The sequence below is a fragment of the Streptomyces sp. NTD107 genome (genome assembly GCF_059510435.1).
Genome location: NZ_JCAJZV010000018.1, coordinates 71,559 through 98,182 on the forward strand (window position 1 = coordinate 71,559; position 26,624 = coordinate 98,182).

General features: G+C 74.0%; 20 protein-coding genes. 4 read left to right on the forward strand and 16 right to left on the reverse strand.

Translation table 11 applies throughout. From position 1 onward, the window contains the following. Positions 1 to 128: 128 nt before the first annotated feature. Complete coding sequence (locus tag AC5WRL_RS26010; protein WP_496091100.1) at positions 129 to 1,124, forward strand: helix-turn-helix transcriptional regulator; 996 nt, start codon at positions 129 to 131, stop codon at positions 1,122 to 1,124. A gap of 24 nt (positions 1,125 to 1,148) precedes the next feature. Here AC5WRL_RS26010 and AC5WRL_RS26015 read toward each other — a convergent pair whose 3' ends face one another. Then, complete coding sequence (locus AC5WRL_RS26015) at positions 1,149 to 1,421, reverse strand: hypothetical protein (protein WP_496091101.1); 273 nt, start codon at positions 1,419 to 1,421, stop codon at positions 1,149 to 1,151. Then, the gene (locus AC5WRL_RS26020) at positions 1,411 to 2,757 is read right to left on the reverse strand and encodes an amidohydrolase (protein ID WP_496091102.1); all 1,347 of its coding nucleotides are present in this window, start codon (positions 2,755 to 2,757) and stop codon (positions 1,411 to 1,413) included. The genes AC5WRL_RS26015 and AC5WRL_RS26020 overlap by 11 nt, the downstream gene beginning before the upstream one ends. Before the next feature lie 175 nt (positions 2,758 to 2,932). On the opposite strand from AC5WRL_RS26020, the gene AC5WRL_RS26025 reads away from it, so the two are divergent. Continuing rightward, entirely contained in the window at positions 2,933 to 3,109 is a 177-nt protein-coding gene (locus AC5WRL_RS26025) for a thiazolylpeptide-type bacteriocin (protein ID WP_496091103.1), read from the forward strand. A gap of 84 nt (positions 3,110 to 3,193) precedes the next feature. Here AC5WRL_RS26025 and AC5WRL_RS26030 read toward each other — a convergent pair whose 3' ends face one another. Continuing rightward, positions 3,194 to 4,033 (reverse strand): hypothetical protein, encoded by an 840-nt coding sequence (locus tag AC5WRL_RS26030; protein WP_496091104.1) that lies wholly within the window; start codon positions 4,031 to 4,033, stop codon positions 3,194 to 3,196. Between the two features lie 61 nt (positions 4,034 to 4,094). Between AC5WRL_RS26030 and AC5WRL_RS26035 the strand changes: the two genes are divergently transcribed. After that, complete coding sequence (locus tag AC5WRL_RS26035) at positions 4,095 to 4,847, forward strand: class I SAM-dependent DNA methyltransferase (RefSeq protein WP_496091105.1); 753 nt, start codon at positions 4,095 to 4,097, stop codon at positions 4,845 to 4,847. Positions 4,848 to 4,850: 3 nt separating this feature from the next. On the opposite strand, the gene AC5WRL_RS26040 is transcribed toward AC5WRL_RS26035, so the two are convergent. From AC5WRL_RS26040 to glgX, 13 genes are all read right to left on the reverse strand, one after another. Beyond that, positions 4,851 to 6,737, reverse strand: coding sequence for a TOMM precursor leader peptide-binding protein (locus tag AC5WRL_RS26040; RefSeq protein ID WP_496091106.1), 1,887 nt, complete (start codon positions 6,735 to 6,737; stop codon positions 4,851 to 4,853). Between the two features lie 19 nt (positions 6,738 to 6,756). Further along, positions 6,757 to 7,512: an ABC transporter permease gene (locus AC5WRL_RS26045; RefSeq protein ID WP_496091107.1), complete on the reverse strand. Its 756-nt coding sequence runs from the start codon at positions 7,510 to 7,512 to the stop codon at positions 6,757 to 6,759. Positions 7,513 to 7,545: 33 nt separating this feature from the next. Then, on the reverse strand, positions 7,546 to 8,451 hold the full coding sequence (locus tag AC5WRL_RS26050) for an ABC transporter ATP-binding protein (protein ID WP_496091108.1): 906 nt from the start codon (positions 8,449 to 8,451) through the stop codon (positions 7,546 to 7,548). Between the two features lie 38 nt (positions 8,452 to 8,489). Further along, positions 8,490 to 9,620: a site-2 protease family protein gene (locus tag AC5WRL_RS26055; RefSeq protein WP_496091121.1), complete on the reverse strand. Its 1,131-nt coding sequence runs from the start codon at positions 9,618 to 9,620 to the stop codon at positions 8,490 to 8,492. A gap of 14 nt (positions 9,621 to 9,634) precedes the next feature. Further along, positions 9,635 to 10,681 (reverse strand): lantibiotic dehydratase C-terminal domain-containing protein, encoded by a 1,047-nt coding sequence (locus AC5WRL_RS26060; protein WP_496091109.1) that lies wholly within the window; start codon positions 10,679 to 10,681, stop codon positions 9,635 to 9,637. After that, positions 10,681 to 13,377, reverse strand: a complete 2,697-nt coding sequence (locus tag AC5WRL_RS26065; RefSeq protein ID WP_496091110.1) for a lantibiotic dehydratase — start codon at positions 13,375 to 13,377, stop codon at positions 10,681 to 10,683. The genes AC5WRL_RS26060 and AC5WRL_RS26065 overlap by 1 nt, the downstream gene beginning before the upstream one ends. A gap of 957 nt (positions 13,378 to 14,334) precedes the next feature. After that, positions 14,335 to 15,936 (reverse strand): nitroreductase family protein, encoded by a 1,602-nt coding sequence (locus AC5WRL_RS26070; RefSeq protein WP_496091111.1) that lies wholly within the window; start codon positions 15,934 to 15,936, stop codon positions 14,335 to 14,337. Positions 15,937 to 15,949: 13 nt separating this feature from the next. Next, positions 15,950 to 17,845 (reverse strand): TOMM precursor leader peptide-binding protein, encoded by a 1,896-nt coding sequence (locus AC5WRL_RS26075; protein WP_496091112.1) that lies wholly within the window; start codon positions 17,843 to 17,845, stop codon positions 15,950 to 15,952. After that, complete coding sequence (locus tag AC5WRL_RS26080) at positions 17,832 to 17,975, reverse strand: hypothetical protein (RefSeq protein WP_496091113.1); 144 nt, start codon at positions 17,973 to 17,975, stop codon at positions 17,832 to 17,834. The genes AC5WRL_RS26075 and AC5WRL_RS26080 overlap by 14 nt, the downstream gene beginning before the upstream one ends. Next, positions 17,962 to 20,073, reverse strand: coding sequence for a TOMM precursor leader peptide-binding protein (locus tag AC5WRL_RS26085; RefSeq protein WP_496091114.1), 2,112 nt, complete (start codon positions 20,071 to 20,073; stop codon positions 17,962 to 17,964). Before AC5WRL_RS26085 ends, AC5WRL_RS26080 begins: the two co-directional genes overlap by 14 nt. A gap of 7 nt (positions 20,074 to 20,080) precedes the next feature. Further along, positions 20,081 to 21,994 carry an AfsR/SARP family transcriptional regulator gene (locus AC5WRL_RS26090; protein WP_496091122.1) on the reverse strand — a complete coding sequence of 638 codons (1,914 nt, stop codon included), beginning with the start codon at positions 21,992 to 21,994 and terminating at the stop codon, positions 20,081 to 20,083. A 193-nt stretch (positions 21,995 to 22,187) separates the two neighbouring features. Next, positions 22,188 to 22,787, reverse strand: a complete 600-nt coding sequence (locus tag AC5WRL_RS26095) for an ADP-ribosyltransferase (protein ID WP_496091115.1) — start codon at positions 22,785 to 22,787, stop codon at positions 22,188 to 22,190. Positions 22,788 to 22,829: 42 nt separating this feature from the next. After that, positions 22,830 to 25,097, reverse strand: coding sequence for a glycogen debranching protein GlgX (glgX, locus tag AC5WRL_RS26100; protein WP_496091116.1), 2,268 nt, complete (start codon positions 25,095 to 25,097; stop codon positions 22,830 to 22,832). A gap of 273 nt (positions 25,098 to 25,370) precedes the next feature. Here glgX and AC5WRL_RS26105 point away from each other — a divergent pair, with 273 nt between their 5' ends. Next, complete coding sequence (locus tag AC5WRL_RS26105) at positions 25,371 to 26,585, forward strand: L,D-transpeptidase (RefSeq protein ID WP_496091117.1); 1,215 nt, start codon at positions 25,371 to 25,373, stop codon at positions 26,583 to 26,585. The last annotated feature ends 39 nt before the right edge of the window (positions 26,586 to 26,624 follow it).

The following is a 26,624-nucleotide window of genomic DNA, read 5'->3' on the forward strand; positions in this document are numbered from 1 at the left end:
TCGCCAAGCGTTCATCGGGTGCCCCCAACGGGCAGGAGTTTTCTTGGTCTTGAACGACCACCGTCACACTTTGCGCCTTTACCCTGAGACCAGGTCTCCTCATGTCCCCCACACCAGGAGGTTCAGTTGTGCATGCCCATGAGATGGCGGTCTTCGGAATCTCCGCAGCGGATGAGACCGTGTACCGGCATTTCCTCCGCAATCCGGACACCCATCCCGGGCATCTGCACCGGCTGTTCGACCTCGGCGAGGAGACCGTACGCGCCACCCTCGACCGGCTCGCCGGCCTCGGCCTGCTGAGACCCGGGACGGCCCCGGGCCGGATCACCCCCGCCACCCCGGAGACCGCCGTCGCCCGGCTCGCCGAACTCCGGTTGCGCGAGCTGTACCAGGAGGTGCAGCGGCTCACCCAGAACCAGCACATTCTTGCCACACTACGCGCGGAGACCACCATCAAGCCCAACGCTCCGCGCGGCATCGAGCAGTTGGACGGCTGGCCGCAGATCAGGGACCGGATCGACGATCTGGCGTTCTTCAGCCGCGCCGAGGTGCTGTACGCCGAGCCGATGGGCGAGGTGCCCGCCGAACGCATCGCCTACTGCGAGCCGCTGGCCCTGCGCGCCCTGCGCCGCGGGGTACGCATCCGCGCCGTCGTCCCGGCCGCCGCGCTGGACCACCAGCCGACCGCCGCCATGCTCAGCAAGCTGGTCTCGCGCGGCGCCCGGATCCGGGTGGCGGAGTCGGTCACCGAGCATGTGCTGGTCTTCGACGGCCACTCCGCGCTGATGCCGCTCGACCCGTGGGACTCCATCCGGGGCGCGCTGCTCACCCGGGGCACCACGCTGGTCGCCAACCTGGTCGGACTGTTCGAGAAGACCTGGGAGCGGGCCGAGGACATCGCGGTCCGCCTGGAGCGGCCCGGCGACGACGCCGCGCCGCTGTCGGAGGGCGAGCTGCGGGTGCTCCAGCTCATGTGCACCGTCGGCAAGGACGAGGCCGGGGCGCGGGGGCTCGGTGTGTCGGTACGGACCTACCGCCGCTACATCGCCGACGTGATGCGCCGGCTCGGCGCCACCAGCCGCGCGCAGGCCGCTCTGCTGGCCCGCGAACGCGGCTGGATCTAGGTGTGGTGTTCGGATTCTTCTCGGCTACTCCTGGGCCCAGCCGCGCAGCGCCGTGTCCGCCAGTGCCCGCCGCACCGCCTCCCGCGCCGCCGCCGCGTCCGTGTCGAACCGCAGCCGTACCCGGTCCGGCTCCACCCGCACCGCCTGACACGACAGTTGCGCGGGCAGCAGCCACAGCAGCCGCAGGGCGGTCGTCTCACCACCGGGTGCCCGGTCGTCGCGGCGCACGGCGATGATGTCCACGGGCCGTGCGCGCCCGTGCTTCCGGCGCTGTTCGTACTCATGCTCACGGAACATGCTCTTCGATGCCTCCGACCGTCTCCCGGGAGTGCCGCAGAGCACACCGGAACGCCCCGGTCATCGCCTCGATGCCGGTCGGCAGGGCGGTACGGACGTCCGGGGCGAACCGCGGCGAGTGGTTGGGCGGCAGCACGGAGGGCTGGTCCTCCGGGCCGGCCGGGGCATGGGCGGCGCGCCAGGTGGCGGCGCCGACCGTGCCCAGCATCCAGTACGCGCTCCGGATGCCCCGTCCCCCGTGCAGTCCGGCGCCCGCACCCGCGGGGCCGAACCAGGGAAAGTCCTCGGTGGCGGTCCCCGGCGGCAGGCCGGACACCCTGGACTTTCCGAACAACTCCCCGTGTGCGGCGCGCAGCGCCGCGGTCAGCCCCGCGTCGGGGGCCAGCACCGGTGACCGTGAGGTCTCGGTGAACTCAGGTGGGCGGTCCGCCCCGGACGCCGCGCTCTCGGCGCGCACGATCCGCCGTACCGCCGCCGTCATCCGCTCCAGCGTCGGCTCGCTGAACGCCCGCAGGCTGATCCCCAGTTCGGCGTGGTCCGGCACCACATTGGCACGGTCCCCGGCCCGCAGCCGTCCGACGGTGAGCACCGCCTGATCGGCCGGAGCGATCTCCCGTGCCACCACGCCCTGCAACCGGAGCACCGCGGCGGCGGCCATCACCACCGGATCCACCGTCAGCTGCGGCGTACCGGCGTGGCCGCCGCTGCCGTGCAGCACTGCGTCCAGGGTGACGCTGCCCGCCAGCACGGGCGCCCCGGGCGCGGCGTGCGCGAGGTACCCGGCGGGGAACGGCGCACCGTGCTGGGCCAGTACGGCGTCGGGCGGGCCGCCGATCAGCTCGTACAGGCCGTCGGCCAGCATGGCGCGGGCGCCGCTGAGGGTTTCCTCGGCGGGCTGTCCGACGATCACGGCGGTGCCGCCGTGCCAGTCCGCGGAGCGGGCCAGGGTACGGGCGGCGCCGGCCAGCGCCGCCAGGTGCAGATCGTGCCCGCAGGCGTGCATCACGCCGGGGACCGTACTGGCGTACTTCAGCCCGGTGTCCTCGGTCACCGGCAGCGCGTCGAGCTCGGCGCGCAGCACGACGACGGGTCCTTCGCCGCGGCGCAGTACGCCGGCCACTCCGTGGCCGCCGATGCCCCGGGTGACCGCGTAGCCGTCCTGCGCCAGCCAGTCGGCGAAGCGGGCGGCGGTGTGGTGCTCCGCGCCGGAGAGTTCGGGGTGGGAGTGCAGGTCGAGATACAGCTCCAGGGCGGGGCGGAGCACGTCGGGTGGTACGGGCGGTACGGGCGGTACGGCCACGGCGGCTCCCTCCTCACTCAGCGGGGCATCGATCATCGCGGTGCGGTGCCGCAGCGGCCGGTCAGGCCGCCGACAGAAGGTGTCAGCGTACTGACAGCGGTTGGCGGGCCCATCTGCCAGCGGGTGCGGCTGGAATGAGCGGGTGCCCCAGGGTACGCCGCTCGCGGTGGTGCTCCGGGGCCGAATCCCGCTTTCCGCAAAGGAGATTCCCATGTCGAAGAAGCCCGAGCTGGCCACCCTCGCCGACGAGATCCTGGAGCTGGAGTCGGAGACCTTCGAGATCTCGGACTACTCGGACGAGGCCGAGGTCGTGCTGGCCGGTTCCACCTCCTCCTCCTCCACCTCCACCTGCTCCAGCACCACGAGCACCACCTCCTGCTCCGCCTGATTCCGGGCAACCCCAGGACAACGGCCGTCGCCGGGACGCGCTTTCCGCTCCCCGGCGGCGGCCGTACGCGTGCCGGGACACCGGCTACGTCAGGGCGGTGAACAGCCGTTCCAGCGCCCCGACGACGAGGAAGGCGCCGAGCAGACCGACCAGCAGCCCGCCGGTCAGGTCCAGCACGGGGAGACCGGCCGCCACCCGGCTCGGCCGGCGCGGGTCGTACCGGACCCGTACCACGCCGCTCTCGTGGGTGGCGTAGAGCCGGCGGGCGGACTTCGCGGTGTGCACCGCGCCGTCCGCGGTGGTGAACCGGTACCAGGGATACACCCCGTCCTTGGTGATGTGGTTGTCGACGACGGTGGCTCGGGCCGGCGCCCCGCGCAGCGCGAGGATCAGCGGCGTCAGCGCGACGAAGCGGGCCGCCGCGAGGAGGAGCAGGCCGGCCAGGAGCACACCGTGCGGGACGGCCAGTTCGCCGAGCCCGGGCCGGGGATCGGTGAGCAGCAGGGCGGACAGCGTGACCAGCAGCGCATAGCCGGACACCGCCCAGCCCAGGGCGCGCCACGGCCCGCACCGGGCCCGGTCGGGCCGGGGGGCCGCCTCGGGGGCCGCCTCGGGGACCGGCGGCGGGGCGGCGAGCCCTCGCCCGGTCGGTGCCGGCGGTTCCATCGCTTGGACGAGCAGGGCGTGAAAGGCACGCACGTCGGGCGCGTCCGCACTGCGTACGGTGTACGAGACGGTGTGCGCCCCCCGGGTCAGGTCCAGCCGGATCCCCAGCCGGCCCGCTTCGCGCAGCAGTGTGACCCCGGTCAGCCGGGCCACCGGCAGCGCGACGGCACCGTCCGGGTCCTGGAAGGTCACCACGCCGTCCGCCAGCTCGAACCTGCCGTCCTCGCCCCGTAGTACGCCCGATGTTCCTCTGCCCACGCCGGACCTCCGCGGAGAAAAATGTTGGCCCTCGGGACGGAGGGGCTGCGAGACTTCCCCGATGGCCGACCGACAGTTCGAGGACACGAGCCTCGCCGCGCTGTACGACCTGTTCTGCCCGTGGGATCCGCGCGGCGACTTCGGGTACTACTTCCCGATGGTAATGGCGGCCGACAGCGTCCTGGATGTGGGCTGCGGCACCGGGATGCTGCTGCACCGGGCCCGGGAGGCCGGACACACCGGGCGGCTCACCGGGCTCGATCCGGCCGCCGGGATGCTGGAGGTGGCCCGGCGGCGTACCGACATCGAGTGGGTGCACGGCGTCCTCCCCCCGGTGGGCTGGGTGGCGGAGTTCGATCTGGTGGTGATGTCCGGCCACGCCTTCCAGGTGTTCGTGACCGATGACGACCTGCGCACGAACCTGGCGGCGATCCGCGCCGCGCTGCGCCCGGACGGCCGCTTCGCGTTCGACACCCGCAACCCGGCGGACCGCGCCTGGGAACGCTGGTCCGCCGCGTACGCGCGCGAGGTGACCGGGCCGGGCGGCGAGCGGGTCCGCTCCGAGCACCGGGTGACGGCGGTCGGCGGCGGCACCGTCAGCTTCACCACCGCCTACACCACCGACGGCGGCCCGCCCGAACTGAGTCACAGCACCCTGCGCTTCCTGGACCGCCCGGAGCTGGCCGGCTTCCTCACCGGGGCCGGCCTGGAGATCGTCACCCAGCACGGCGAGTGGGACGGCTCCCCGGCGGCGGACGACAGCACCGAGATCATCACCGTCGCCCGCCCCGCCCGCCCCGCCCGCCCGCACTGACCGTCACGGGAAGGGGTGCGGGGCCGGGTTGAGGTCCCGGGTCGCGGCCAGCCGGTGCAGGCGGGGCATCAGGGGGGCGCGCTGGCGGCGGTGGCCGAAGTCCAGCGGCAGCAGTCCGGGGACGATGGCGGCCACCGTGTGCAGGCCGATCCCGCGCTGTTCCGGGGTGGTCTGGTCGACCGCGATCACATCGTGTCCGGCGGCCGTGAGCGCGTCGCGCACCGCGTGCAGGTCGTCCAGGAGATCGCCGGTACGGGGCCGGGCCGCCTCCCAGTCGGCGAACACCTCGTGCAGCGGTACGGCCGGGGACGGGGCGAGGAAGTTCTCCGCGTGCCGGGCCATCTCCGGCAGGCCGTACAGCTGGGCGTGGTCCTTGAGGTGTTCCACCTTGCTGTAGTCCTGGGCCATCGCCTTCAGTTCGGGGATGCGCTCGCCGACCTGGTAGGGCAGGTGCGGGATGTAGGTGAGCACCTCGGACAGCGCGCCGTCCACCGCCGACTCCGCGTCCAGACCGGCCGCCGCGCCGAAGGACAGATAGCCGGGGCCGCCGTCGCGCCGTACCGCAACGCCGGTGATCACCGGCATCGGCAGATCCGCGCGGGTGTCGAAGGCCCGCACCTCGTAGCCGAGCAGCGCCGCCCGGTCCAGGGCGGTGCGGACCGCCGGGTCGCGGCAGCTGTCGAGGTCGATCCGGGTGGGGCGGGTCCGCCCGTACCAGGCGACCAGGAACGCGTCGCGTTCGATCAGCTCCAGCAGCCCGAACAGGATCGCCTCCGCCAGGGTGCCGCCGGTGGCGCAGCCGTTGGAGCATTCGAAGACGAAGTTGTCGGAACGTTCGCCCGCGCCGTAGTGGGCCAGCCGGGCCGGCACCAGGATCGGGCGGTCCGCGCGCAGCGAGTGGCCCCACAGCCAGGGCAGTTCGCGGTCCGGGTCGAAGGGGGACAGCAGCGGGTCCGCCCGGTAGGTGGCCTCCGGGTAGAAGCCGCACTCCGCCGGGTTGAGCACCGCCGCCGCGCCGTGGGTGCGCAGCAGGGCGTGGTACGAGGCGCGGACCGGCTCGGTGCCGCGCCGCGAGTGGGTGCCGGCGTAGCGTTCCAGACCCTCCAGGAAGGCGAGCCGGCGGCTGGTGTCGTAGCGGGACGCCTGGCCGCTCCAGGTCACGTCGTTGAGCCCGGCGTAGCCGCGTACGAAGTGGCTGCCGGAGACCGGGGCGGTGGTGGTGGACACCGGGTTGAGTTCGGTGCGCGAGCCGAGCGCGCCGCACACCGGGTTGGCGAGGGCGGTTTCGGGCAGCGGGTAGGAGGCGAGCGGGCGGGTACGGTGCCCGGCCGTCCTGGGTGAGGGGGTCAGCACCATGCGGGCGCGCTCCGCCGACTCCTGGGTACGGCGTACGCAGTGCGGGCACAGCGGGTCCGGCAGCAGCGGGAAGGTGGCCAGGGCCAGGGTGGACAGGTCGATCCGGGTGACGCGGGCGGGTTCGCCGGGCGGCACGGCGCGGGTGGCCAGCGCGGTGCGGGTGGCCCGGATGGCGTCCAGCGCGTAGTCGGTCAGGACCGGCCAGGCGGTGCCGCCGTCCGGGGCGAAGCCCAGCTCCAGCGCCTCCCGTTCGGAGCGGGTGCGCAGCCGCTGCCAGCGCATGGCGAGACAGTGCCCGCAGCCCGCGTCCGTACCCGTCCCCGTACCCGTACCCGTACCGCCGCTCCCCCACGGGCCGAGCAGCACGGCGCGGGAGCTGAGGTGCACGGTGGCGGCGGGGCGGTCGTCGGCGTACGGGTCGGACCCGGCGGACTGGAGCGCGTCGGTGGCGCCCAGCGGGACCACGGTGGTGCCCAGGGCGTCCGCCAGTTGTGCGCGGGCCGCTTCCAGGGGGGTGGCGGTGGGGTTACGCATGACGTGGGGTGGCCCCTTCTCAGGTGCGGTCGCTCCAGCGGAAGGTCTTCAGCGCCAGCGCGCCGAAGACCACGGCGAACAGCGCCAGCCCGGCCGCGCCCACCGCGATGTCGGCGCCGGAGCCGGAGCCGGTGAGGGCGGCGGAGACGCCGTTGTTCAGATACTTCAGCGGGAAGATCCACGACAGGGTCTGCATCCAGGACGGCATGGCGTCCAGCGGGAAGAACGAGCCGGACAGGAACGCCATCGGCACCATCAGGCAGTTGGCGACCGCCGCCACCGCCTCGGGGGTGCGGGCGTAGCTGCCGACGATCGCGCCCAGCGCCAGGAACGCCGTGACCCCCAGCACCAGCACCGGGACGGCCAGCGGCCAGCCGGCGGCCAGTTCGAGGCCGAAGGCGGGCAGCAGCGCGACGGCGACGAAGAGCACCGCCTGGACGAGGCCGATGCCGATCGACAGCACATAGCGCGAGCCGAGCACCGTGGTCAGCGGGGTCGGGGTCATCCGGATGACGCGCAGCAGGTCATCACGCCGCCACTGCATCAGCACGAAGCCGACGCCGAACACGGCGGCGTTGGCCACGCCCCAGGACAGCACGCCGGGGGCGATGTACGCGATGTAGGGACGGCCGCTCTCCTCCACCGTCTGGCCGCTGAAGATCAGCCCGAAGACCACCAGGAAGAGCAGCGGGAAGGCGAAGGTGAAGAAGAGGGTGGTCTTGTCGCGGGTGTAGGCCCGGTAGCCGGCCTCGCTCAGGGCCGCGTAGGCGCTCATGTGTGGTCGTACTCCGTCGCTTCCGGGCCGGTTTCAGGGCTGGTGGGTGAGCTGGAGGTAGACGTCCTCCAGGGTGGCGGTGCGGGTCTGGACGCCGTGCAGGCCGCCGGCGGCCTTCTCCACGGCGGCGAGCAGCGGGCCGGCGTCGGCGGTCTCCAGGATCACGGCGTCGCCGTCCAGCGACGCCGCGATGACGCCGGGCAGAGCGCGGGCGGCGTCGAGGGTGAGCCGGTCGGCGGGGACGACGAGGCGGGTGGCGGCGGAGCCGGCGGCGATCAGCCGGTTGGGGGTGTCCAGCGCGGTGACCTTGCCGTCCACGACGATGGCGACCCGGTCGCACAGCGCTTCGGCCTCGTCGAGGTGGTGGGTGGTGTAGACGATGGTGCGGCCGGCGCCCTTGAGTTCGCGCAGCACCTGCCACAGTTCGCGGCGGGCCTGGGGGTCGAGGGCGGCGGTGGGCTCGTCCAGGAAGATCAGTTCGGGGTCGTGGACGAGGGCGGAGGCGATGGCGAGGCGCTGCCGCTGGCCGCCGGAGAGGTCCTCGACGCGTACGTCCGCCTGCTCGGTGAGCCCGACCCGGGCCAGGGTACGGTCCACGGCCGCCCGGTCGGCGCGGTAGAGGGCGGCGACGGTGCGCAGGTGCTCGTGCGCGGTGAGCCGGACGAAGAACGCCGAACTCTGGGTCTGGAGGCCGATCCTGGGCAGCAGCGCGGTGTCGCGCGGCCAGGGGCGGTGGCCGAGGACGGTGACGGTGCCGTCGTCGGCCTGGCGCAGGCCCTCCATGATCTCGATGAGGGTGGTCTTGCCGGCGCCGTTGGGGCCGAGCAGTCCGAAGAACTCACCCTGGGCGATGGTGAAGGAGATACCGTCCACGGCGCGCTTGGCGCCGTAGCTCTTGTGGATGTCGAGAAGTTCGACGGCCGGGTCGGGGGTGGGCACGGGGGGATCTCCTTCTGGCGGTTCAGCGGTTCAGCGGTTCAGCGGGTGAGCAGGGTGTGCGCGAGGACGGCGAGGACGGTGAGCACGGCGAGGACGGTGAGCACGGCGGTGGCGGCGTACCCGGCGTACACCCGGCGGGCGCGGCGCGGGTAGGCGGCCAGCGCCGTACGGTCGCGGCGCGCCGCGGCGGCGAGGTAGGTGCGGCTGGCGGCGGCGAGGCCGGTGGCGCCGACCGCTTGGCAGACGATGGTGTAGCCGTCCAGTGGGGGGAGCGGGATGAGCATGGTGAAGGCGTGGAGGGAGCCGAGGAGGAGCAGCCCGGCGAGGGCGTCCCTGGTGGCGCCGTCCGGGGCGAGCAGCCACCAGCCGAAGAAGGGCAGCAGGAGCAGGGCGTTCATCACGGCCCCGGCCGCCGCGATGTGGATACGGCGCCAACGCGTCGCCAGATAGCGGTAGTTGTCGACCGTGCAATACATGATCACCATCGGTAGCCGCCAGCGCAAGCCGATCTCGCTGACCGTGCCGCCGTAGTGCCGGGCGGCGACGCCGTGGGCGAGTTCGTGCGCGGCGGTGCTCAGCCACAGCAGGGCGAAGACGCCGGCGAGCAGCACGGGGTGGGTGAGGACGGTGACGGCGCCGTCGAGCAGTTGGCCCGCGTGCAGCGCGAGGGTGATCTCCATGGCGGCGATCAGCGCCAGCAGCGGTGCCATGCGGCGGGGCGTCAGGAGCGGGCGTACGGCTCGGTGCAGGCGGGTGGCGGTGGCGCCGGCGTCGGCGACCAGGGGGAGGGTGCCGCGCAGCAGGCGGTTGGCGGGGCGCTCCGGCGGCGGGGCGGCGTCGGTGGCGGGGCCGGCGATCGGGTCGGCGGCGTCGGCGTCGGCGGCCGGCTCCGGGGAGTCCGCCAGCAGCCCCTTGGTGCCGAGCAGGGCGAGCAGCTGCCGCCAGTTGGCGTCGCCGAGCCGCCGCCCGTACTGCTCCGCGTACGCCGTACCCAGTTCGGTGAGGGTGCGGTGACCGTCCATCCGGACCAGCAGGAAGTGTTCGCGGACCCCGATCTCGAACGACTGGCCGCTGCCCGGGTGGTGGACCAGATGCACGGTGCGGGGCCCGTACAGCAGCGGCTCGCTCAGCAGCACCCCCGCGCGCAGCGCCGGCCGGTAGTCGGCCATCGCGGCGGCGCCCGTCACGGGGTCATCACCCACTCGCGCAGCGCGCGGCCCAGGACGTGGGAGAGATACGCCTCGTCCTGGATGGTGACATGCAGCCGGTTGTTGGTCATGTGCATGTACGGGGAGAGGAGCCGGACCAGCGCCTCGTCCGGATCGGTGACGCACTCGTCGCGGTCCCCGTCCCAGGACCGGAACACCAGCTGCCCCGCCACCGCCAGCGCGTGCGCCCGCTCCCGCAGCTCCACGCAGTGCGTGGCCCAGCCGGCCAGGAACCCGGGCAGCCGCCGCGGCTCCCCGGCGGCGATCGCCGCCCGGATCCGCGCGTACCACCGCGCCAGCTCCGGGCCGACCTCGGCGGTCTTGCGCTCGTACTCGGTGGAGCCGATGAACCCGGTGCCGGGGAACGCCCGGTGCCAGAAGGTGTAGTAGCTGTCCAGATAGTCGGCCAGCTCGCGCTCGCCGGGCACGAAGGCCGCCGACATCACCATCATCAGCTGCGCCGACGTACCCAGCAGCACGGTACGCAGATGCAGATTCTTGGTGCGGAAGGCGTCGATGACCAGCTCGCTGGAGTGCCGGAAGTGCCACTCCGCCAGCTCGATTCCCGCCGGGCCGCCGTACTTGCCGTACTCCGGCTCGTACGGCATCGGCGCGTGGCTGTTGTTGGGCCGCAGATTCATCTGGCCCTCCGCGTTCAGGTACGCGCCACGCTCGTCCTCGCGGAACTCGATCTCGAAGAGCTGGTTGTAGAAGTCCTTCAGGAAGCCGGCGTCCACCTCGTACAGCGCCGGGCGCTCGGCGAGAAACGCGTCGATCGCCGCGCCGGTGCGGCGGCGTACCTCCGGCTCGGCGGCGGCGCTCACCGGCTTCAGGCGCAGCCGCACATGCGGCCCCTCCAGCCAGTAGTTGATGAAGAACCAGCCCGCCAGCAGCCCGTCCGCCTCCAGTTCGGCGACCAGCGGACGGACGCAGTGCAGCAGCAGCGGGCGCGGGTTGGCGGCGTAGTGGATGTGGGTGGCCTGCCAGGCGCCGGGCGCCGTGGTGGTCATGGGCTGCGGCATCAGAAGGTCTCCACGGACAGCTCGGCGACATGGGTGCCGCGTTCGGTACGGGTGTGCAGCGAGTGCTCGCCGGGCAGCGCCTCACGGAAGACGGCCCGGGCGGCCGGCGACTTCAGCAGCGCCTCGAAGGCGGCCAGCGACAGCGGGCTGTCGAAGTCGACGAACTGCGGCTTGGCGCCGGTGGCGCCGCGCGCCCCGCTGTCGGCGACGGTGACGAACACCCGCGCGGGCAGCCGGTGCCGGCGCCGCCAGCGGTGCCAGCCAAGGAACCACTCCGGCTCGGCCATCCCCGGGGCGCGCAGCGGCAGTACGGAGGCGGGCGCGCTCCAGCTGCGCCGGGCCAGCACCAGCTCGCCGTGCCGCACCCGGGGGCGGTGCGTGACGCCCTCGTCCGGCGCCGACTCCGGAACCCCGCCCCACACATCGACCGGGGCCATGGAGCTGGGGGACAGCAGCAGCAGGGTGCGCGGGATCTCCGGGAGCGCGAGCGGGACGAGGTACCCCAGGTAGACCGGGATGACCTCGGTGCCGCCCAGGCGCGCGGAGCGCAGCGTGAGCCGGTCGGCGGCCGGGTCGTGCTCCAGATACAGATCGTCGAGATGGAGCCGCTGCTCCTCGGGTACGCCGCTGGTCTCGCCCGGGCAGACGATCTCGTGGTCGGTGAGCCGGGCGTGCAGATTGAGGTTGGAGGTGACCGGGCCGCCGGTGACCTCCGCGAAGACCGCGCCGGGCGGCTGGAGGGCGCGGTTGCGGTCGCGCAGCGCGGCGGTGGTGTCGGGGCCCAGGGCGTGGGTGAAGCGGCTGAACGGGAACGACAGCCCGCCGTAGGAGCGGTTGAGAACGGCGAGGCGGCCGGCGAGCTGGATGTGGTGGCTGTGCAGTGGCCGGGTGGGCGCGGCGGGGGCGAGGGCGCCGGCCACCTGGTCCAGGAGCGCCTCGTCGAGGAGCAGATCGTCGTCGGGGTGGGTATCGGCGCGCTGACCGCCCTCCCAGCGCTCCCAGCGCTCGCGCATGCCGTCCGCGAAGGCGCGGCGGGCGGTGTCCAGGGCGGTGAGGGCGGGCAGTCCGAGCCAGTTGGGCTCCGGGACGTAGCGCCCGGCGGCGTCGAAGGGCGTGCGGCGGGCGGTGAAGGAGAGGTACTGGTCGAAGAAGTCCTCGTGGAAGTCGTGGACCAGCTTCAGCAGATCGTCGCAGCGCCCGCCGCGGCCGTAGCGGGCCAGGAAGAAGCCCTGGAAGGTGATGCGCTGCGGCAGGGTCAGATCGAAGGCGGGCAGCACGCGTTCCACGGCGCGCAGGCCGGTGGCGACCGGCCGCTCCCAGGCGGCGCGCGGGGTGCGTACGGCGGGGGCCAGGGCGTCCTCGTACAGCAGTGTGCGGGGCACCCGGGGCGTGGTGGCCCCGAGGTCGCTCTGGACGGCGGCGAGCTGGGCGCGCAGTCGGTCCAGCAGGGTACGGCGCTCGGCGGGTCCGGCCGCCGGGTAGCGGTCCAGGGCGGCGGCGGGCTCGTCGAGGGCGGCGGCGACCCGGTCGGCCCAGGGGCGGCGCAGCGTACGCAGGGACTCCTGGAAGGCGCGCAGCGGATCGGTGTCGTGGACCTGGGTGCGCAGGGCCGGGATCTGCACCATGCCGACGTCGAGGAGGGCGGACAGGTAGCGGTCCACCTCGGTGGGTTCGGCGCCGCTCACCTCGGTGAGCCAGGCGGCGAGTTCTCCGTAGCGCAGTTCGGGGCGGCGCTCGAAGAGGCCGAGCATCCGCTCCAGGGCGCCGCTGCGGCGCAGGAAGAACAGCCGGTCCTTGACGGTGTCGAAGGTGACGGCGGTGTCGTCGTCGCCGGCGGTCACCCAGCGCCGTACGTACCGCACCCGGTCCTCCTCGCGGCCCCAGCCGGAGGCGAGGGCGACCGGGAGATCGGCGCGGCGGGCGGGGTCGGCGGTGATGGCCTCGGCGATCCGGCCGAGGGCGAGGACGTTGAGGCGCGGGTGGCTGTGCCAGGGGCCGGCGGCGTCGAGGCTACGGTCCGGGGCGGCGGCGCTGGCGACGTGGGCGTCGGGGGCGGGTTCGGGGTCGGGATCGGCGGTGAACTCGCCGAGTGCCACCCCGGTGAACGTGGCGAACGGGCTGGTCTTGGCGGCGGTCCGGTACACGTAGGCGAGCAGCGAACGCTCGATCTTCCGCGACCGCTTGTCGTCCTTCGGGGCACGCAGATAGCCGTCGAGCTGACCGTCGAGCGCGGGCGAGGCGAGCAGCAGCCCGGAGCGCAGCCGCTCCCGCGCGGCGAGTTCGCGCAGCGCGGCGCGGGCGTCGCCGGTCTCGGCGGCGAGCAGGGCGGCGCCGTCGTCGATCCGCGCGGCCAGCGCGCGGCGTTCGGTGAGCCAGCCGCCGAGCGCGGCGCCGGTGACCGGGTCGAGCCGTTCGACCAGCGCGAGGCCGGCTTCGGCGGCGCGCGGCAGCCGGTTGTTGAACACCTCACGCCGCAACCGCAGCAGATCCCGGCGGGTGCCGCTGTCGTCCTCGCCGGTCAGCGCGACGAGATCGTGCAGCAGATCCCCGATCCGCTCCCCCTCGGCGCCGAGTCGCCCGGTGCGCTCCAGCACCTCGTCCGCCCACCCCCGCGACGCGGGACAGCGCAGCCCCTCCAGCGCCTCGACGGGCAACCCCCCGACCCGCAGCATGAAATGCCGTCCGAGCCCGCTCATCGCCCACACCCCCCGACCGCGCCAACGCCACGCCGGAGGCCGGTGGCGGCCGAGGGCGCCGGTGCCTCGATGCCGGGCGGACCGGCAGACCCGGCCGGCGCATACCGCCCCGGCGAGGCGACCACCCGCTCCGGGCGTGTGCGCGGCAGCCGGCCGCGGCTTCCCGGTCCGTACCGGCCGATGGCGCGCGGAGCGCCCGGCCGGGCCGGGCCGCGACATCCCCTCCCGGACCCGAACGGCCCGCGCGCCGACAGCGGGCCGCGACGCCCGCCACGGCGGTGTCCCGCAGTCCGGGCGGCGCCCGGCAGCGGACCCCGGCTGCCGGACCGTTCCGGGGCGTGGGTGACATCGAGCGCGTGCGACAGGTGACCCCGGCGAGCGGCCTGCGGTGCCGGTACCGGCCGCCGGCCGGCCGACGCGTCGAACGCCCGCCCGGGCCGGCCGGTGGCGGGCCGGCCGCCATGGCGTCGCATGCCGCCCGCGCCTTCGGACACCGGGCCGGAGTGCCGGCCACCGGGGCCGACACACGGTGCCTGCGACCAACCGGCCGCGCGCCACGACCCGGTGACGGCGCGTGCGGGGGACCGCCGGGCCGCGCCGGGGTCGGGCACCCGGCGCCCGGTGCGGTCCCGGCCGGGTCCGGCCCCGGGCCCGCGCGGCGCGACGCCCCATCGGCGACCCGTCGCCCGCGAGCCGGCCGGAGCCTCGAACGTCCGCCCCGCAGCGGGCCTGCTCCCCTGCACCGCTCCCGGCGGACCGGCACCACCCGCGCCCCGCGCCGCTCCGGCGCCTGCGGGGGACCGCCGGGCCGCGCCGGGGTCGGCCGCCCGGCGGCCGGTGCGGTCCCGGGGGGTTCCGGGGGCGTGGCCGCGCGGCGTCGTCGCCCGAGGGTCTTCGCCGGCCGGGGGTGGCGGGGGGTGGGGATGGCTCCGCACGGGGGTGGTCTCCTTTGCGCCGTCAGGCGATTTCGTAGCGGAAGTCGGCGGGTGAGGGGCGTTCGTGGCCGAGGAGCATGATCAGCAGCGGGGCCTCGTCCGTGGCCAGCAGGTCGAGTTCCTCGCGGTAGGAGATGTTGTCGAAGCCCAGCGCCACCCCGCAGCCGATGCCCAGCGCCGCCGCGGCGGTGTAGGTGGCCTGGGCGATGGCGCCCACCGTGGCGTTCACCACGCGGTAGCCACGGTCGCCGACCGCGTCCAGGACGGCGTGGGTGCGCAGCGTGGGCACCAGGACCACGCCCGCCTGCTCCAGGTTGTAGTTGGACAGGAAGTAGTTCTTCTGAAGGAAGGGACCGGGCGGCCCGGCGCTCACCAGACGCAGCGCGCCGCGCTCCGGGTCGTAGGCGTACGCGCCCGGCGGTACGCCGTCCACGTGGCTGACGAACGCGTACAGCGTGGCCAGTCCTGGCCCGCCGCCCGCCCGGGCCGTGTCGCCGCCGAGCGCCGCGCCCGCGTGGGCGGCGGCCAGCGCGGCGGTCAGCTGGGCGGCGCTGAGCGGGCGCTGAGCGGCGAAGCGGCCGAAGCTGCTGCGCCGGGAGCGCAGCGCGCGCCGTACGTTCATGGTCAGCGGCGCCGCCTCCGGCAGCTCGTACGCCGCGGTCTCCGCCGCCGCCGGGCGCGCCGCCGCCGGGGCCAGCGCGCCCGGCGCCGGCCGGTCACCTGCCCCGGCCGCCGTCGTCCGCTGCATCTCCTTGAGTGTGTCGAAGGTCAGCACCGTACGGGAGCGTTCGGCGTCCCGGTGCCGCACCGCTACGGGCGGCGCGGGCGCGGCAGGCGCGCCCGTGGCGGCGCCGCCCGCCCACGACAGCGGCACCACCGCGAAGACGCCCTCCGCCTCCGGGTCCACCCCCAGCAGCCGTTGCAGCCGCGCCTCGTCGAACCACAGCGCCGGCTCGATCTCCAGGCCGCGCGCCCGCGCCCACGTGCGCCACGTACCGAGCAGCGCCCCCAGATCCATGCTCACCGCGTGGAAGGAGAAGCTGTTGTACTTGAAGGAGTTCTGCCAGTACTTGATGCCGAGCACCAGGTACTGGTCGGTCCGCTCGGGCCCCGGCGCGCCCTCCCCCAGCGCCGCCCGGATCTCCCCGGTCACATCGCCCGTCAGCAGCCGCCGCATGCCGTGGTGCCGCGCCGAGTAGTAGTGCAGCCCCGGCAGCCCGGGCCCGCCGGCCCCCGAGGCCCAGTAGACGGCGACCGGGTACAGGCCGCCCCCGGAGGCCGTGCCGCGCGACCAGTTGGCCATCGGGTAGCTGGGCAGCGCGCTCAGATCGGTGTTCGCCTGGACGCCGAGGCGCCGGCCGGTCAGCCCGTACGAGTCCCGCAGCAGCCCGGAGAGCGCCGGCAGGGTGAAGCCACCGGCCGCCTCGCCGTCCCCGAACAGGCCGCTCGCCAGCGTCGCGTCGTCCGGCACGCCGTCGTCCGCCGGCAGCGGCACGATCTCCGTGCCCGGATAGAACTTGGTCTTGCGCGGCCCGTCGCTCCAGTCGGGTACGAAATTCACCGGCTCCATCGGGACCCGGCCGCGCGACATGATCGCGTCCGCGTAGTCATGGGCGAACCCCATGGGTCTGCTCCGATCAGGGGAAGGGGTGGGGGGCGGGGTTGAACTCGGCGGGCGTCAGGTCGGTGGCGCGCAGCCCCGCCTCGCGCAGCGCGGTGCGCAGCCGGGGCATGCCCAGCGCGCGCTGCCGCGCCCAGCCGAAGTCGATGGGCAGCAGCCCGGGAACGAGTACGGAGACCGTGGTCAGGCCCAGGTCGCGCTGTTCGGGCATGGTCTGGTCGACGACGATCACCTCGAATCCGGCGTCGGTGACGGCGTTCACGCAGACGGTCAGGTCCTCGCGGATGTCGGCGGAAACCGCGGGGGTGGCCGGGACCACACCGTCCAACCCGAACCGCTCGCCCAGCGGATGCCGCCGTCCGCGCGGGCCGTCCAGCAGGAAGCCGGCGTGTTCGCCCATCTCCGGGACGCCGTACACCAGGGGGTGGTCGTGCAGGGCTTGCACCAGGTCGAAGTCGGCGGCCATGGCGCGCAGCCGGGCCTCGTCGCGCTCGGTGCGCCCGGGAAGGTTGACGGCGTCGGTGGCGATCTCGCACAGCGCGGAGGCGAGGGCCGATTCGGGGTCCAGGCCGGCGCCGGCGCCGAAGCACATCCGGCCCATGCCGCCGTCGGGGCGGGCGGCGACCGCGGTGATGACGGGGATCGGGAAACTCACCCGGGTGTCGAAGAACCGCGCCTCGTACCCGTACATCGCCAGCCGGTCCACCATGTGGCGGGTGGCGGGGCGGGTGCTGCTGTACGGGTCGAGTTCGGGGAGCGCGGCGCGGCCGTACCAGGAGAGCAGGAACGCGTCGCGCTCGATGACCTCCATGAGCCCGAAGTAGATGGCTTCTTCGAGTGAGCCGCCGGAGGCGCAGCCGTTGGAGGACTCCTGGACGAAACGGTTCTCCAGGCCCGGCGCGTGGTAGTACGTCAGCACTTCCGGCACCAGCAGCGGGCGGCCCTCGCGCAGCGAGTGGCCCCAGACCCAGGGGATGACCCGGTCGGGGGTGAACGGCGGGATGTGCGGGTTGGCGGCGTGGAAGGCGTCGGAGTACAGGCCGCAGGTGCGCGGATCGAGGGCGGGTACGGAGCGGGCGCGCAGCCCGTCCAGGCTGTCGTGCACGGCGGCGGTACGGCCGCGGGCGCGCATGCCGGCGTACCGTTCCAGGCCCTCCAGAATCCCGATGCGAACGCTGTTCGCAAAGGTGTCGGCGTGGCCGCCCCAGAACGTCTCGCGCAGATACTCGCCCGACCGCATCGAGAAGCAGCCGATGGTGGCGGAGGTCGAGGTGGAGGACACGTCGTACACGACGGTGGAACCGAGCGCGCCGCACACCGGGTTGGCGTAGGCGTCGGTGGGGAGTTCGTAGGAGTCGATGTCGCGGACCCGGAAGGTGCCCGGCTTGTGCTTGGGCGCGGGACGCAGCGTGAGCGTGGCGGCCTCGGCCGTGTCGGGCTCGGTACGGCCGCAGGCGGGGCACTCGGGATCGGGCAGCAGGGGGTAGCGGCGTACGCCGAGGGTCTGGAGGTCGACGAGGTGGACGGCGGCGTACGGTCCGGCTGCCGCCTCGCGGGCGGCGATGAGCGCGGTGACGGCGTCGGCGGCGAAGGGGGTGGCGTAGGGGTATGCCCCGGCGGCGCGGGTCGCCCCGGCGGCGGGGCTCAGTTCGAGGGCGTCGCGCAGGGCCACCGACCTGACGGACTGCCAGCGGCGTTCCAGGCAGCGGGCGCACGGGCGCGGCCGGCCGGGGGCGTGGTCGGGAGAGGGCAGCGGGCCGACGATCGCGTAACGGCCGTAGATCCGTACCGGAACGTCCTGCCCGGCGGCGAGCGGAGCGGTGTCGGCGAAGGCGTCACGCACACCCAGCGCCGCCACGTCCGTGCCGGGCCGTGCCCGCCGGATCAGCGTGGCGAGTTCAGCGGCCGGCATGGGTCACCTCCAGGGCGGTACGGGGCGCGATCCGCGCCGTGGCGGCCCGGGGCGGGCGGAGCGGGCCGGCCGGGGGCGGCCCGCCGGGCGCCCGGCGCCCGGCATCGGACTTCACGTCAGTGACGCGCATCGGTGTCGGCCTCCGGCAGCAGGACGCGGGCGGTGTACAGGCCGCCCGTGCGCAGGTCGGTGGGTGTGGTGTCCGCGTACAGGGCGTCACGGCCCGCCGCGCGCAAGCGGTCCAGGATCGCCCCGGGGGTGGTGTCGGGGCCGGCCGGGGCGGGGCCGTCGGTGGTGGCGATGGTGCCGGGCGCCAGATCGGGGAGCAGCGCATCGCCCGGGTCGGCGTCCGGCAGTTGCGCCTGCCCCAGCAGGTCGCGCAGCGCGGTGACCGCCGCCGCCCGGCGGCTGAGGTCGGCGCCGATCGCCCAGCGGCCGTCGGCCGCGCGGGCCAGCACCACATGGGCGCCGGAACGTTCCGCCTCGCCCAGGTCCAGCAGTTCCGCCGCCAGTTCCAGGCGCTGGGCCGAGGTGTGCAGGAACGTCAGCTCCGGATCCTCCTCACCCTCCGCCGCCACCGGCCGGACCCGCGTCGTACCGCGCACCGCGCGGGTCAGCGCGTCCAGCGCCAGCGCCGACAGCAGCGCGTGGCCGGCCGCCTCGGCCGCGCTCTCCCCCGCGCCGGTGCCCCCCGCCCCGGCGAGCCGCCGCCGGTCACCGTTGTGCGGGCCGTACGGGCGCAGCGCCGCGGCGGGTACGGCGGCCCGCTCCTTGGTCAGCAGCGAGGTGACCGCGCTCCACGCCGCGACCTCGGCGCGCTCGCCGCCGGCCAGCAGTACGGGCAGCTCCCCGGGGCCGCCGGGCAGCAGCGGGGCAGGCACGACCCGCTCCACATACACGGCGGCCGCCGTTCGCAGTGCCCGCAGCCGGGCGCCGGCCAGATGGTGCACGTCGAAGGCGGCGATGGTGCGCCGGCCGCCGCCCGCCGCGCCCAGCGGCAGTTCCACCCGGGCCACCTTGAGCGGCAGCTGGGTCAGCGACTCGTCGTCGTAGCGGGCGAAGACCCCGGCGTTCGGCCGGACCAGCGCGGTGGCCAGGCCGTTGAGCCGGTCCACCAGTTCCTCGGCGTCGCGCGCCGAGGCCACCGTCGCGGTGCGGGACACCGTCAGGGCGTCCGGCAGCCCGTCCGTGTCCGGGGCGGGGGCGCCGGCCCCGCACAGCTGGCAGCGCGGATGCGGGCGCAGCGGCTCGGCGACCACGTCCAGCGACTCCAGGTCCTGGATGAGGATCTGACCGTCCGTCTCGGCCGGCAGCGCGCCGGTCGCCGCCCGGAACACCTCGTACCCCAGCAGATTGCCGGTCATCGCCGCGATCGGTCCGCTCAGCGGCCCGCCGCCCGGCGCGCCCGGCTCGGCCACCGCGCCGGAGGCGATCTCGCGCCACCGCTCGGCGGCGGCGGAGGCGTCCACCGAGGCGCCCAGCCGCAGCAGCGCGCAGGACACGCACCCGCCGCCGCCCGCCGCCGCGCGCGGCCCGGTGATGACCCGCTCGCCGAAGGTCCACACCGGGATGACCAGTTGCCCCTGCGGCAGCCCGGCGGCCAGCATCGCGTGGGTGCGGATCAGCGCGTCGGCGCCGGTCACCAGCACCACATCGGCGCCGGCCCACTCCGTGCTCTCGCGCACCTCGACCGCCGGGAAGCCGGCCGCCTCGGCCCGTACCCGCGCGGTGACCCGCTCGGCGGCGACGGCGGCGGCCCCGTTGCGGATCAGGCTCAGCTGCGCCCACTCGGCGGTCTCGCCGGTGCCCAGCACCAGCACCCGGGTGGCGCGGAACCGCGCGAAGCGGCGCCGCGCGTCGTCCGCGTAGTGGTCGACATAGGCGATCTGCGCGGCGAACCGCTCCGCGACGTCGGCCGGCAGCGCCTGCGCGTCGCCCGGCGCCGGTTCCTTGGCGTCACGCGCGAAGTCCCGTTCGTACAGCGAGCCGACGAGCGAGGCGACCATGTCGCGCTGCGCGTCACCCATCCCGGCGCAGATCTCGCGCAGCGGCGTCCCGCCGTCCAGGTGCGGCACGATCAGCGTGGCGAACCGGTACGCGGTGCGCCCGGCCAGATGGAAGCCGCCGTCGGCGTTGTGGAACAGCACCCCGCCCGGGGTCTGGGTGTACAGCACATCGCGCCGGATGCGCGGGCGGGTGCCGGCGAGGTTGTCGAACGCTGCGGCCATGCCTGTCTCACACCTTCTGTCGGTCTAGGTCAAGGTCTAGGTCGAGATCTGGGTCCGGGTCACGGGTTCGGGCGTAGCCCCGCAGCAGCGGATGCATGCGGTACGGGCCGGGTGGCCCGTCCTCCAGCAGGCCGGCGTCGGCCAGCCGCTCCAGGGCGGTCTCGGTCTCGGAGACGGTCATCCCGGCCGGGCCGCCCGCCAGGCCCGCCACGCCCGCCACGGCACCGGCAGCGTCGGCGGGGTGGAACCGGTCGTGGCCCAGGCGCCCCAGCGCCGCGAACACCTCGGGCAGCGGCGCCGCCAGCCGCTCCAGCGCCCCCTCCAGCACGCGCGGTACGGACAGCCGCGGGTCGTCGGGCAGCGTGAGCCGGGCCAGCGGATCGAGCGGGTCGTCGGTGAGCCAGCTGACGGCGTCGGCGAGCCGCAGCGTGGGGCGGGTGAGCAGCCGGGCGGCGGCGATGCGCAGGGCGAGCGGGTGCCGGCCGCACAGCAGGGCGAGTTCGGCGGCGGCGCCGGGTTCGGCGGCGACCCGTTCCGTACCGAGCGCGGCGCGCAGCAGGTCGTGGGCTTCGGCGCGGGTGAAGATGTCGAGGCGGGTGACCCGGCCGCCGTGGGTGGCGATGAGGGCGCCGAGGCCGCGCCGGCTGGTGATGAGGGTGGCGGCGCCGCGCCGGGCGGAGAGCAGCGGGCGGACCCGGTCGGCGTCGCTGACGTCGTCGAGGACGAGCAGGGTACCGGGGTCGGCGTCCACCGGTTCGGGCGGGTTGTGGCCGGCGTCGTGACCGGGGTCGGGGGCGGCCATGTCGATCAGCCGGCAGCCGCCGGGGAAGTGGTCGCGTACGAGATCGGCGACGTGCCGGGCCAGGGCGGTCTTGCCGATGCCGGGGGCGCCGCAGATGAGTTCGGTGCCGGGGTGTGCGGTGAGCCGTGCCACCAGGGCGCCGACCTCGGCCGTCCGGCCGGTGAAGGACGGCACCGGGGTCCAGGTGGGCGGGGCGGCGGCGGGCCCGGCGACCGGCGCGACCGGCGCGACCGGCGTGGGCAGCACGGGCGGCGCCGGCAGCGCGGCGGGCAGCTGCGCCGGGGGCAGCGCCGCCGGGACGGAATCGGCGTCCGGCACCGGGACCGCCGGCACAAGCACGGGCACGGGCACCGGCACCGGCACCGGCACCGGCCCGCCGATGCTCTCGCCGCGCAGGATCGCCAGCTCCAGCTTCTGCAACGCCGGAGACGGATCGACGCCCAGCTCGTCGCGCAGATACGCCTTGAAGCCCCGGTATTCGCTCAGCGCCTCCGACTGCCGCCCGGTGCGGTACAGCGCCTCGATCAGCTGCTCCCGGAACCGGCCGTGACTGGGATGGGCCCTGGTGGCGCTCCACAGCTCGACCAGTGCCGCGCCGCAGTTGCCCAGCGTCAGCTCCAGGTCGCACACCCGCTCCACGATGCGCAGCCGCTCCTCCACCAGGCGCGGCACCTCGTCCCGGTGCATGGTCTCGGAGCGGACGTTGGCCAGCAGGGCGCCCTGCCACAGGGTCAGCGCGTGTCGCAGCGTGGTGAGTTCGGCGGCCGGGTCGTCGGCCAGCGCCGCGGCGTGGCGTACCCGGGAGCGGAACTCGATGAGATCCAGCGTGCGTTCGTCGGCGGTGATCCGGTAGCCGCCGGGGGCGGCCTCGATCGGGGTGTCCAGCACGTGCTGGCGTTCGAAGAGCCGGCGCAGCCGCAGCACGCAGGTCTGGAGGGCCGCCTTGGCGGTGGCCGGCTGGTCGTCGCCCCAGATCATCTGCTGGAGGTAGCCGGCCGAGACGATGGTGTTGGAGCGCAGCAGCAGGGCGGCCAGCAGGTTGGTGGGCTTGGAGGGTCCCAGGACGACGGTGTCGGTGCCGTCGGTGATACTGAGCGGCCCGAGCAGTTGGAACCGCACGGCCACCACACCACCCCTCCCCGCGTCTTCGCCGGCTCGTCCGGTTCGACTCGCCCGCCCTGTTCGGTACTCCGGACGGTACGGACGCGGTGTGCGGCGTGGGGAGGGGTGGTGGCGGCAGGATCTTGCAGGCGGGCCGCTCAGGTTGCTGTCAGAACCGGCACAAGCACGCGCAAGTGGTCCCGCCGCGTGATCAGTTACGCCAGGGCTCGTAGTACGGGTTGTCCACGCACCGCGACATGATCTCGGTGTGGGTGGCCTGGTCGACGGGGCAGGCGCCGACGATGAAGACGGAGTCGATGCCGCCGGGGAAGGCGACCTCGACCTGGTCGGCCCAGCGGTGGGTGTCGCCGATGGTCTCGTTCACATCGATGCCGTTCGGGGCGTCGATGTAGTAGTTGTAGGCGGCCTTGCGCCAGTCCTTGTACAGGTCGTGGTCGTAGGTGGTGGAGACGAACGGCGAGGGCTGGTTCTTGAGGACGTACGCCTCCAGGTCGTACTGCCCGTCCACCACGTCCCGGGGCTGGAAGCCCTCCTCGAAGATGATCTCCGGCGCCCGGGTCTCGGCGCGGTACAGCTGGCGGCAGTTGTCGCGGTAGACCGGGGCGGGGCTGATCCGGTCCAGGTCCACGCCCTCGACGGCGGCGGCGTACAGCTTGTCCTCCACCACCGGGCAGGCGACGGCGGCGGTCGCGGTGCCGGTGGTGCCGGTGGCGACGCCTGCCGTGGTGAACAGCAGGGCGAGCGGCAGCGCAACGGCCGCCGCCCGGCGGGTGATTCGCTTGATGAACATGCCGCACACCCTGGTCCCGGCGCCGCCCCACCCCGGGCAATATCACCCGATCGGGGGCGTGTCGGCGCCCGGCGGCAGTGCGCGCAACAGCAGTACGGAGCGGGCCGGCAGCGGCAGTTCGGCGCCGCCGTCGTGGTGGCTGCCGGGCGGGGTGCTCTGCTCCTCGCGCGCGGTGTCGACGAGGAGTTCGTACGACGTCGCCCAGGGCGGCCCGGGCAGCGGGAAGCGGGCGGGCTCGGCGCCGGCGTGCAGCAGTACCAGGAAGCTGTCGTCGGTCACCGGCCGGCCCTGCGCGTCGCGCTGCGGGATGTCGCGCCCGGACAGGAACATCCCCAGCGTCCGGCTGGGCCGGTGCCAGTCCTCCTCGGTCATCTCGGCGCCGTCCGCCGTGAACCAGCCCAGGTCGCGCATCCCGCCCGGCCCGTGCCGCCGTCCGGAGAAGAAGGCACGGCGGCGCAGTACGGGGTGGGTGCGGCGCAGTTGGATCAGCCGCCGGGTGAGGTCGAGCAGCGGGCGCCACGCCGGGTCGCGGGACAGGCTCCAGTCGATCCAGCTCAGTTCGTTGTCCTGGCAGTAGGCGTTGTTGTTGCCGCGCTGGGTGCGGCCCATCTCGTCGCCGGCCACCAGCATGGGCACGCCGGTGGACAGCAGTACGGTGCTGAGCAGATTGCGCAGTTGCCGGCGGCGCAGCGCGGTGATCTCCTTGTCCTCGGTCTCGCCCTCCGTCCCGCAGTTCCAGGAGCGGTTGTCGTCGGTGCCGTCGCGGTTGTCCTCGCCGTTGGCCTCGTTGTGCTTGCGGTCGTAGGAGACGAGGTCGCGCAGCGTGAAGCCGTCGTGCGCGGTGACGAAGTTGACGGAGGCGTACGGGTGCCGGCCGCCCCAGGCGTACAGGTCGCTGGAGCCGGCCAGCCGGGAGCCGAGGCCGGTCACGTCGGGCAGCGCGCCGCGCCAGTAGTCGCGCACGGTGTCGCGGTAGCGGTCGTTCCATTCGGTCCACAGCGGTGGGAAGGCGCCGACCTGGTAGCCGCCGCTGCCGATGTCCCAGGGTTCGGCGATGAGTTTGACGCGGCGCAGTACCGGGTCCTGGGCGATGACGGCGAGGAACGGGGAGAGCATGTCCACGTCGTGCATGGAGCGGGCGAGGGCGGCGGCGAGGTCGAAGCGGAAGCCGTCGACGCCCATCTCCTGCACCCAGTAGCGCAGGGAGTCGGTGATGAGCCGCAGCACCTGGGGCTGGACGACGTGCAGGGTGTTGCCGCAGCCGGTGTAGTCGGTGTAGTGGCGGGGGTTGTCGGCGAGCCGGTAGTAGCCGGGGTTGGCGATGCCGCGCAGCGAGAGGGTGGGGCCGCGTTCGTCGGCCTCGGCGGTGTGGTTGTAGACGACGTCGAGGATGACTTCGATGCCTGCGGCGTGCAGGGCGGCGACCATGGCCTTGAACTCGCCGATCTGCTGGCCGCGGGTGCCGGTGGCGGCGTACCCGGCGTGCGGGGCGAAGTAGCCGATGGAGTTGTAGCCCCAGTAGTCGCGCAGGCCGCGGCGCAGCAGGTGGTCCTCGTGGGCGAACTGGTGGACGGGCAGCAGTTCGACGGCGGTGACGCCGAGGGAGGTGAGGTGGTCGATGGCGGCGGGGTGGGCGAGTCCGGCGTAGGTGCCGCGCAGGTGCGGGGGGATGCCGGGGTGGCGCATGGTGAAGCCGCGGACGTGGAGTTCGTAGATGACGGAGTCGGCCCAGGGGGTTTTGGGGCGGCGGTCCTCCGCCCAGGGGTCGTTCCACGGGGTGTCGCGGTCGTCCGTGATCACGCCCTTGGGTACGTACGGGGCGGAGTCGCGGTCGTCGCGCACGGTGTCGGCGGCGTCCTGGCGGGGCCAGTCGCGGGTGTGGCCGTACACCTCGGGGGGCAGTGCGGCGAACTCGCCGTCGATGGCGCGGGCGTACGGGTCGAGCAGCAGTTTGGCGGGGTTCCAGCGGGCGCCGGTGGCGGGGTCCCAGGCGCCGTGCACGCGGTAGCCGTACCGGGTGCCGGGCCGTACTCCGGGGAGGAAGCCGTGCCAGATCTCGTGGGTGACCTCTTCGAGGGGGTAGCGGGTCTCGTGTTCGACCCTTCCCCCGTCGCCGCCCCCGTCGCCACCGCCGCCGCCACCGCCCGGATCGTCGAAGAGGCAGACCTCGACACCCTCGGCGCCGCCCGCCCACAGGGCGAAGTTGGTGCCCTCGGTGCCGCCGGGCCCGGTGTGGAAGCGGGCGCCGAGCGGCTGGGGGCGTCCGGGCCAGATCTGGGTGCGCCGTTCGTCCTGGGGTGTCCGGGACACGTCCGGGCCTCCTGAAGTCGCTTGGGATTGCTGTTTGCTGACGGTGTTCCGGTGGCGGGTGAACCCGCCGAAAACGAGTCCCCTTTGACCGGATTAGCGCATTTTGCCATGGCGGCCATCAGGACTGTTGACATCGGGGCGCCGAACTGCGACGGAACGGTGACAATCCACGGCGGTTCCCGTCCGCACAGTGTGATTACCTGGCCGGAGAGGGGATTTCCATTGGGCTGGGTATCCCTGGGGTGTGTGGGTTGAGTGAGGGAGAACGCAGGCATGGTGCGTAAGCGGCCGGGTGGCAGATTTGCATCCAGCGGGGTCGCGGCGCTGCTCGGTGTGGTGCTGCTGGCGGTATCGGCGTGCAGCGGCAGCAGCGCGGCCGAGAACAACGGATCCGACGACGGCAAGAGCGGGGGCGGCACGGAGAACGTCATATCCCTGGCCATCACCCCCGAGGACGGCGCCACCGACGTGCCGACCACCGGCGAGATCGCGGTGGCCGTCGAGCACGGCACCCTGACCGGGGTCACCGTCACCGACGCCGAGGGCGCCGAGGTCGACGGCGAACTCAAGGACGACAACTCCGGCTGGCAGGCGCTGGACCACCTCGCCAACGGCGTCTCGTACACGGTGACCGCCACCGCCGAGGACAAGGAAGGCAAGAGCGCCGACGAGACCTCCACCTTCACCACCGTGGCGGCCGGCACCACCTTCTCCACCAACTGGAACGTCGCCGATGGCTCCGAGTACGGCGTCGGCATGATCCTCTCGGTGACCTTCGACTCGCCGATCGCCAACACCGCCGCGGTCGCCGACGCCATCAGGATCACCACCGAGCCGGCCGTCGAGGTCGAGCCGCACTGGTTCGGCAGCCACCGGGTGGACTTCCGCCCCGCCGAGTACTGGCAGCCCGGCACCGAGGTCGGCGTGCAGTTCCGGCTGCGCGGCGTCGAGGGCTCCGAGGGCGTGTACGGGACCGCCAGCCAGGACGTGACCTTCGCCATCGGGCGCAGCCAGATCACCACCGTCGACGACGCCACGCTGAGCATGGAGGTGGTGCGGGACGGTGCAACGCTCAAGACCATCGCCGTCACCACCGGCGCGCCCGGCATGACCACCTGGAACGGCAAGATGGTGATCTCCGAGAAGCTCAAGACGACCCGGATGGACGGCGCCACCGTCGGCTTCGACGGTGACTACGACATCCCGGACGTCCCGCACGCCATGCGGCTGAGCCAGTCCGGCACCTTCATCCACGGCAACTACTGGGGCGGCGACATCTTCGGCAACGGCCGCGCCAGCCACGGCTGCATCGGCCTGCGGGACACCCAGGGCGCGGGCGACTCCTCCACCGACGGCGCCTGGTTCTTCGACAACTCGCTGGTCGGCGACGTGGTCGAGGTCATCAACTCCAACGACGACATCCTCGCCCCGGACAACGGCCTCAGCGGCTGGAACATGAACTGGAGCGAGTGGGGCGCGGGCCAGTAGGACCCGACCCCGCACAGTACGGAAGTGGAAAACGGAGGC

What these genes read in the sequence shown, in the direction of transcription:
- AC5WRL_RS26085 (WP_496091114.1), bottom strand. Translation starts at nt 20,073, where the DNA reads ATGGCCGCAGCGTTCGACAACCTCGCCGGCACCCGCCCGCGCATCCGG.
- AC5WRL_RS26075 (WP_496091112.1), bottom strand. Translation starts at nt 17,845, where the DNA reads ATGCCGGCCGCTGAACTCGCCACGCTGATCCGGCGGGCACGGCCCGGC.
- AC5WRL_RS26045 (WP_496091107.1), bottom strand. Translation starts at nt 7,512, where the DNA reads ATGAGCGCCTACGCGGCCCTGAGCGAGGCCGGCTACCGGGCCTACACC.
- AC5WRL_RS26105 (WP_496091117.1), top strand. Translation starts at nt 25,371, where the DNA reads ATGGTGCGTAAGCGGCCGGGTGGCAGATTTGCATCCAGCGGGGTCGCG.
- AC5WRL_RS26065 (WP_496091110.1), bottom strand. Translation starts at nt 13,377, where the DNA reads ATGAGCGGGCTCGGACGGCATTTCATGCTGCGGGTCGGGGGGTTGCCC.
- AC5WRL_RS26025 (WP_496091103.1), top strand. Translation starts at nt 2,933, where the DNA reads ATGTCGAAGAAGCCCGAGCTGGCCACCCTCGCCGACGAGATCCTGGAG.
- AC5WRL_RS26055 (WP_496091121.1), bottom strand. Translation starts at nt 9,620, where the DNA reads ATGGCCGACTACCGGCCGGCGCTGCGCGCGGGGGTGCTGCTGAGCGAG.
- AC5WRL_RS26020 (WP_496091102.1), bottom strand. Translation starts at nt 2,757, where the DNA reads ATGATCGATGCCCCGCTGAGTGAGGAGGGAGCCGCCGTGGCCGTACCG.
- AC5WRL_RS26035 (WP_496091105.1), top strand. Translation starts at nt 4,095, where the DNA reads ATGGCCGACCGACAGTTCGAGGACACGAGCCTCGCCGCGCTGTACGAC.
- AC5WRL_RS26070 (WP_496091111.1), bottom strand. Translation starts at nt 15,936, where the DNA reads ATGGGGTTCGCCCATGACTACGCGGACGCGATCATGTCGCGCGGCCGG.
- AC5WRL_RS26060 (WP_496091109.1), bottom strand. Translation starts at nt 10,681, where the DNA reads ATGCCGCAGCCCATGACCACCACGGCGCCCGGCGCCTGGCAGGCCACC.
- AC5WRL_RS26080 (WP_496091113.1), bottom strand. Translation starts at nt 17,975, where the DNA reads ATGCGCGTCACTGACGTGAAGTCCGATGCCGGGCGCCGGGCGCCCGGC.
- AC5WRL_RS26095 (WP_496091115.1), bottom strand. Translation starts at nt 22,787, where the DNA reads ATGTTCATCAAGCGAATCACCCGCCGGGCGGCGGCCGTTGCGCTGCCG.
- AC5WRL_RS26015 (WP_496091101.1), bottom strand. Translation starts at nt 1,421, where the DNA reads ATGTTCCGTGAGCATGAGTACGAACAGCGCCGGAAGCACGGGCGCGCA.
- AC5WRL_RS26040 (WP_496091106.1), bottom strand. Translation starts at nt 6,737, where the DNA reads ATGCGTAACCCCACCGCCACCCCCCTGGAAGCGGCCCGCGCACAACTG.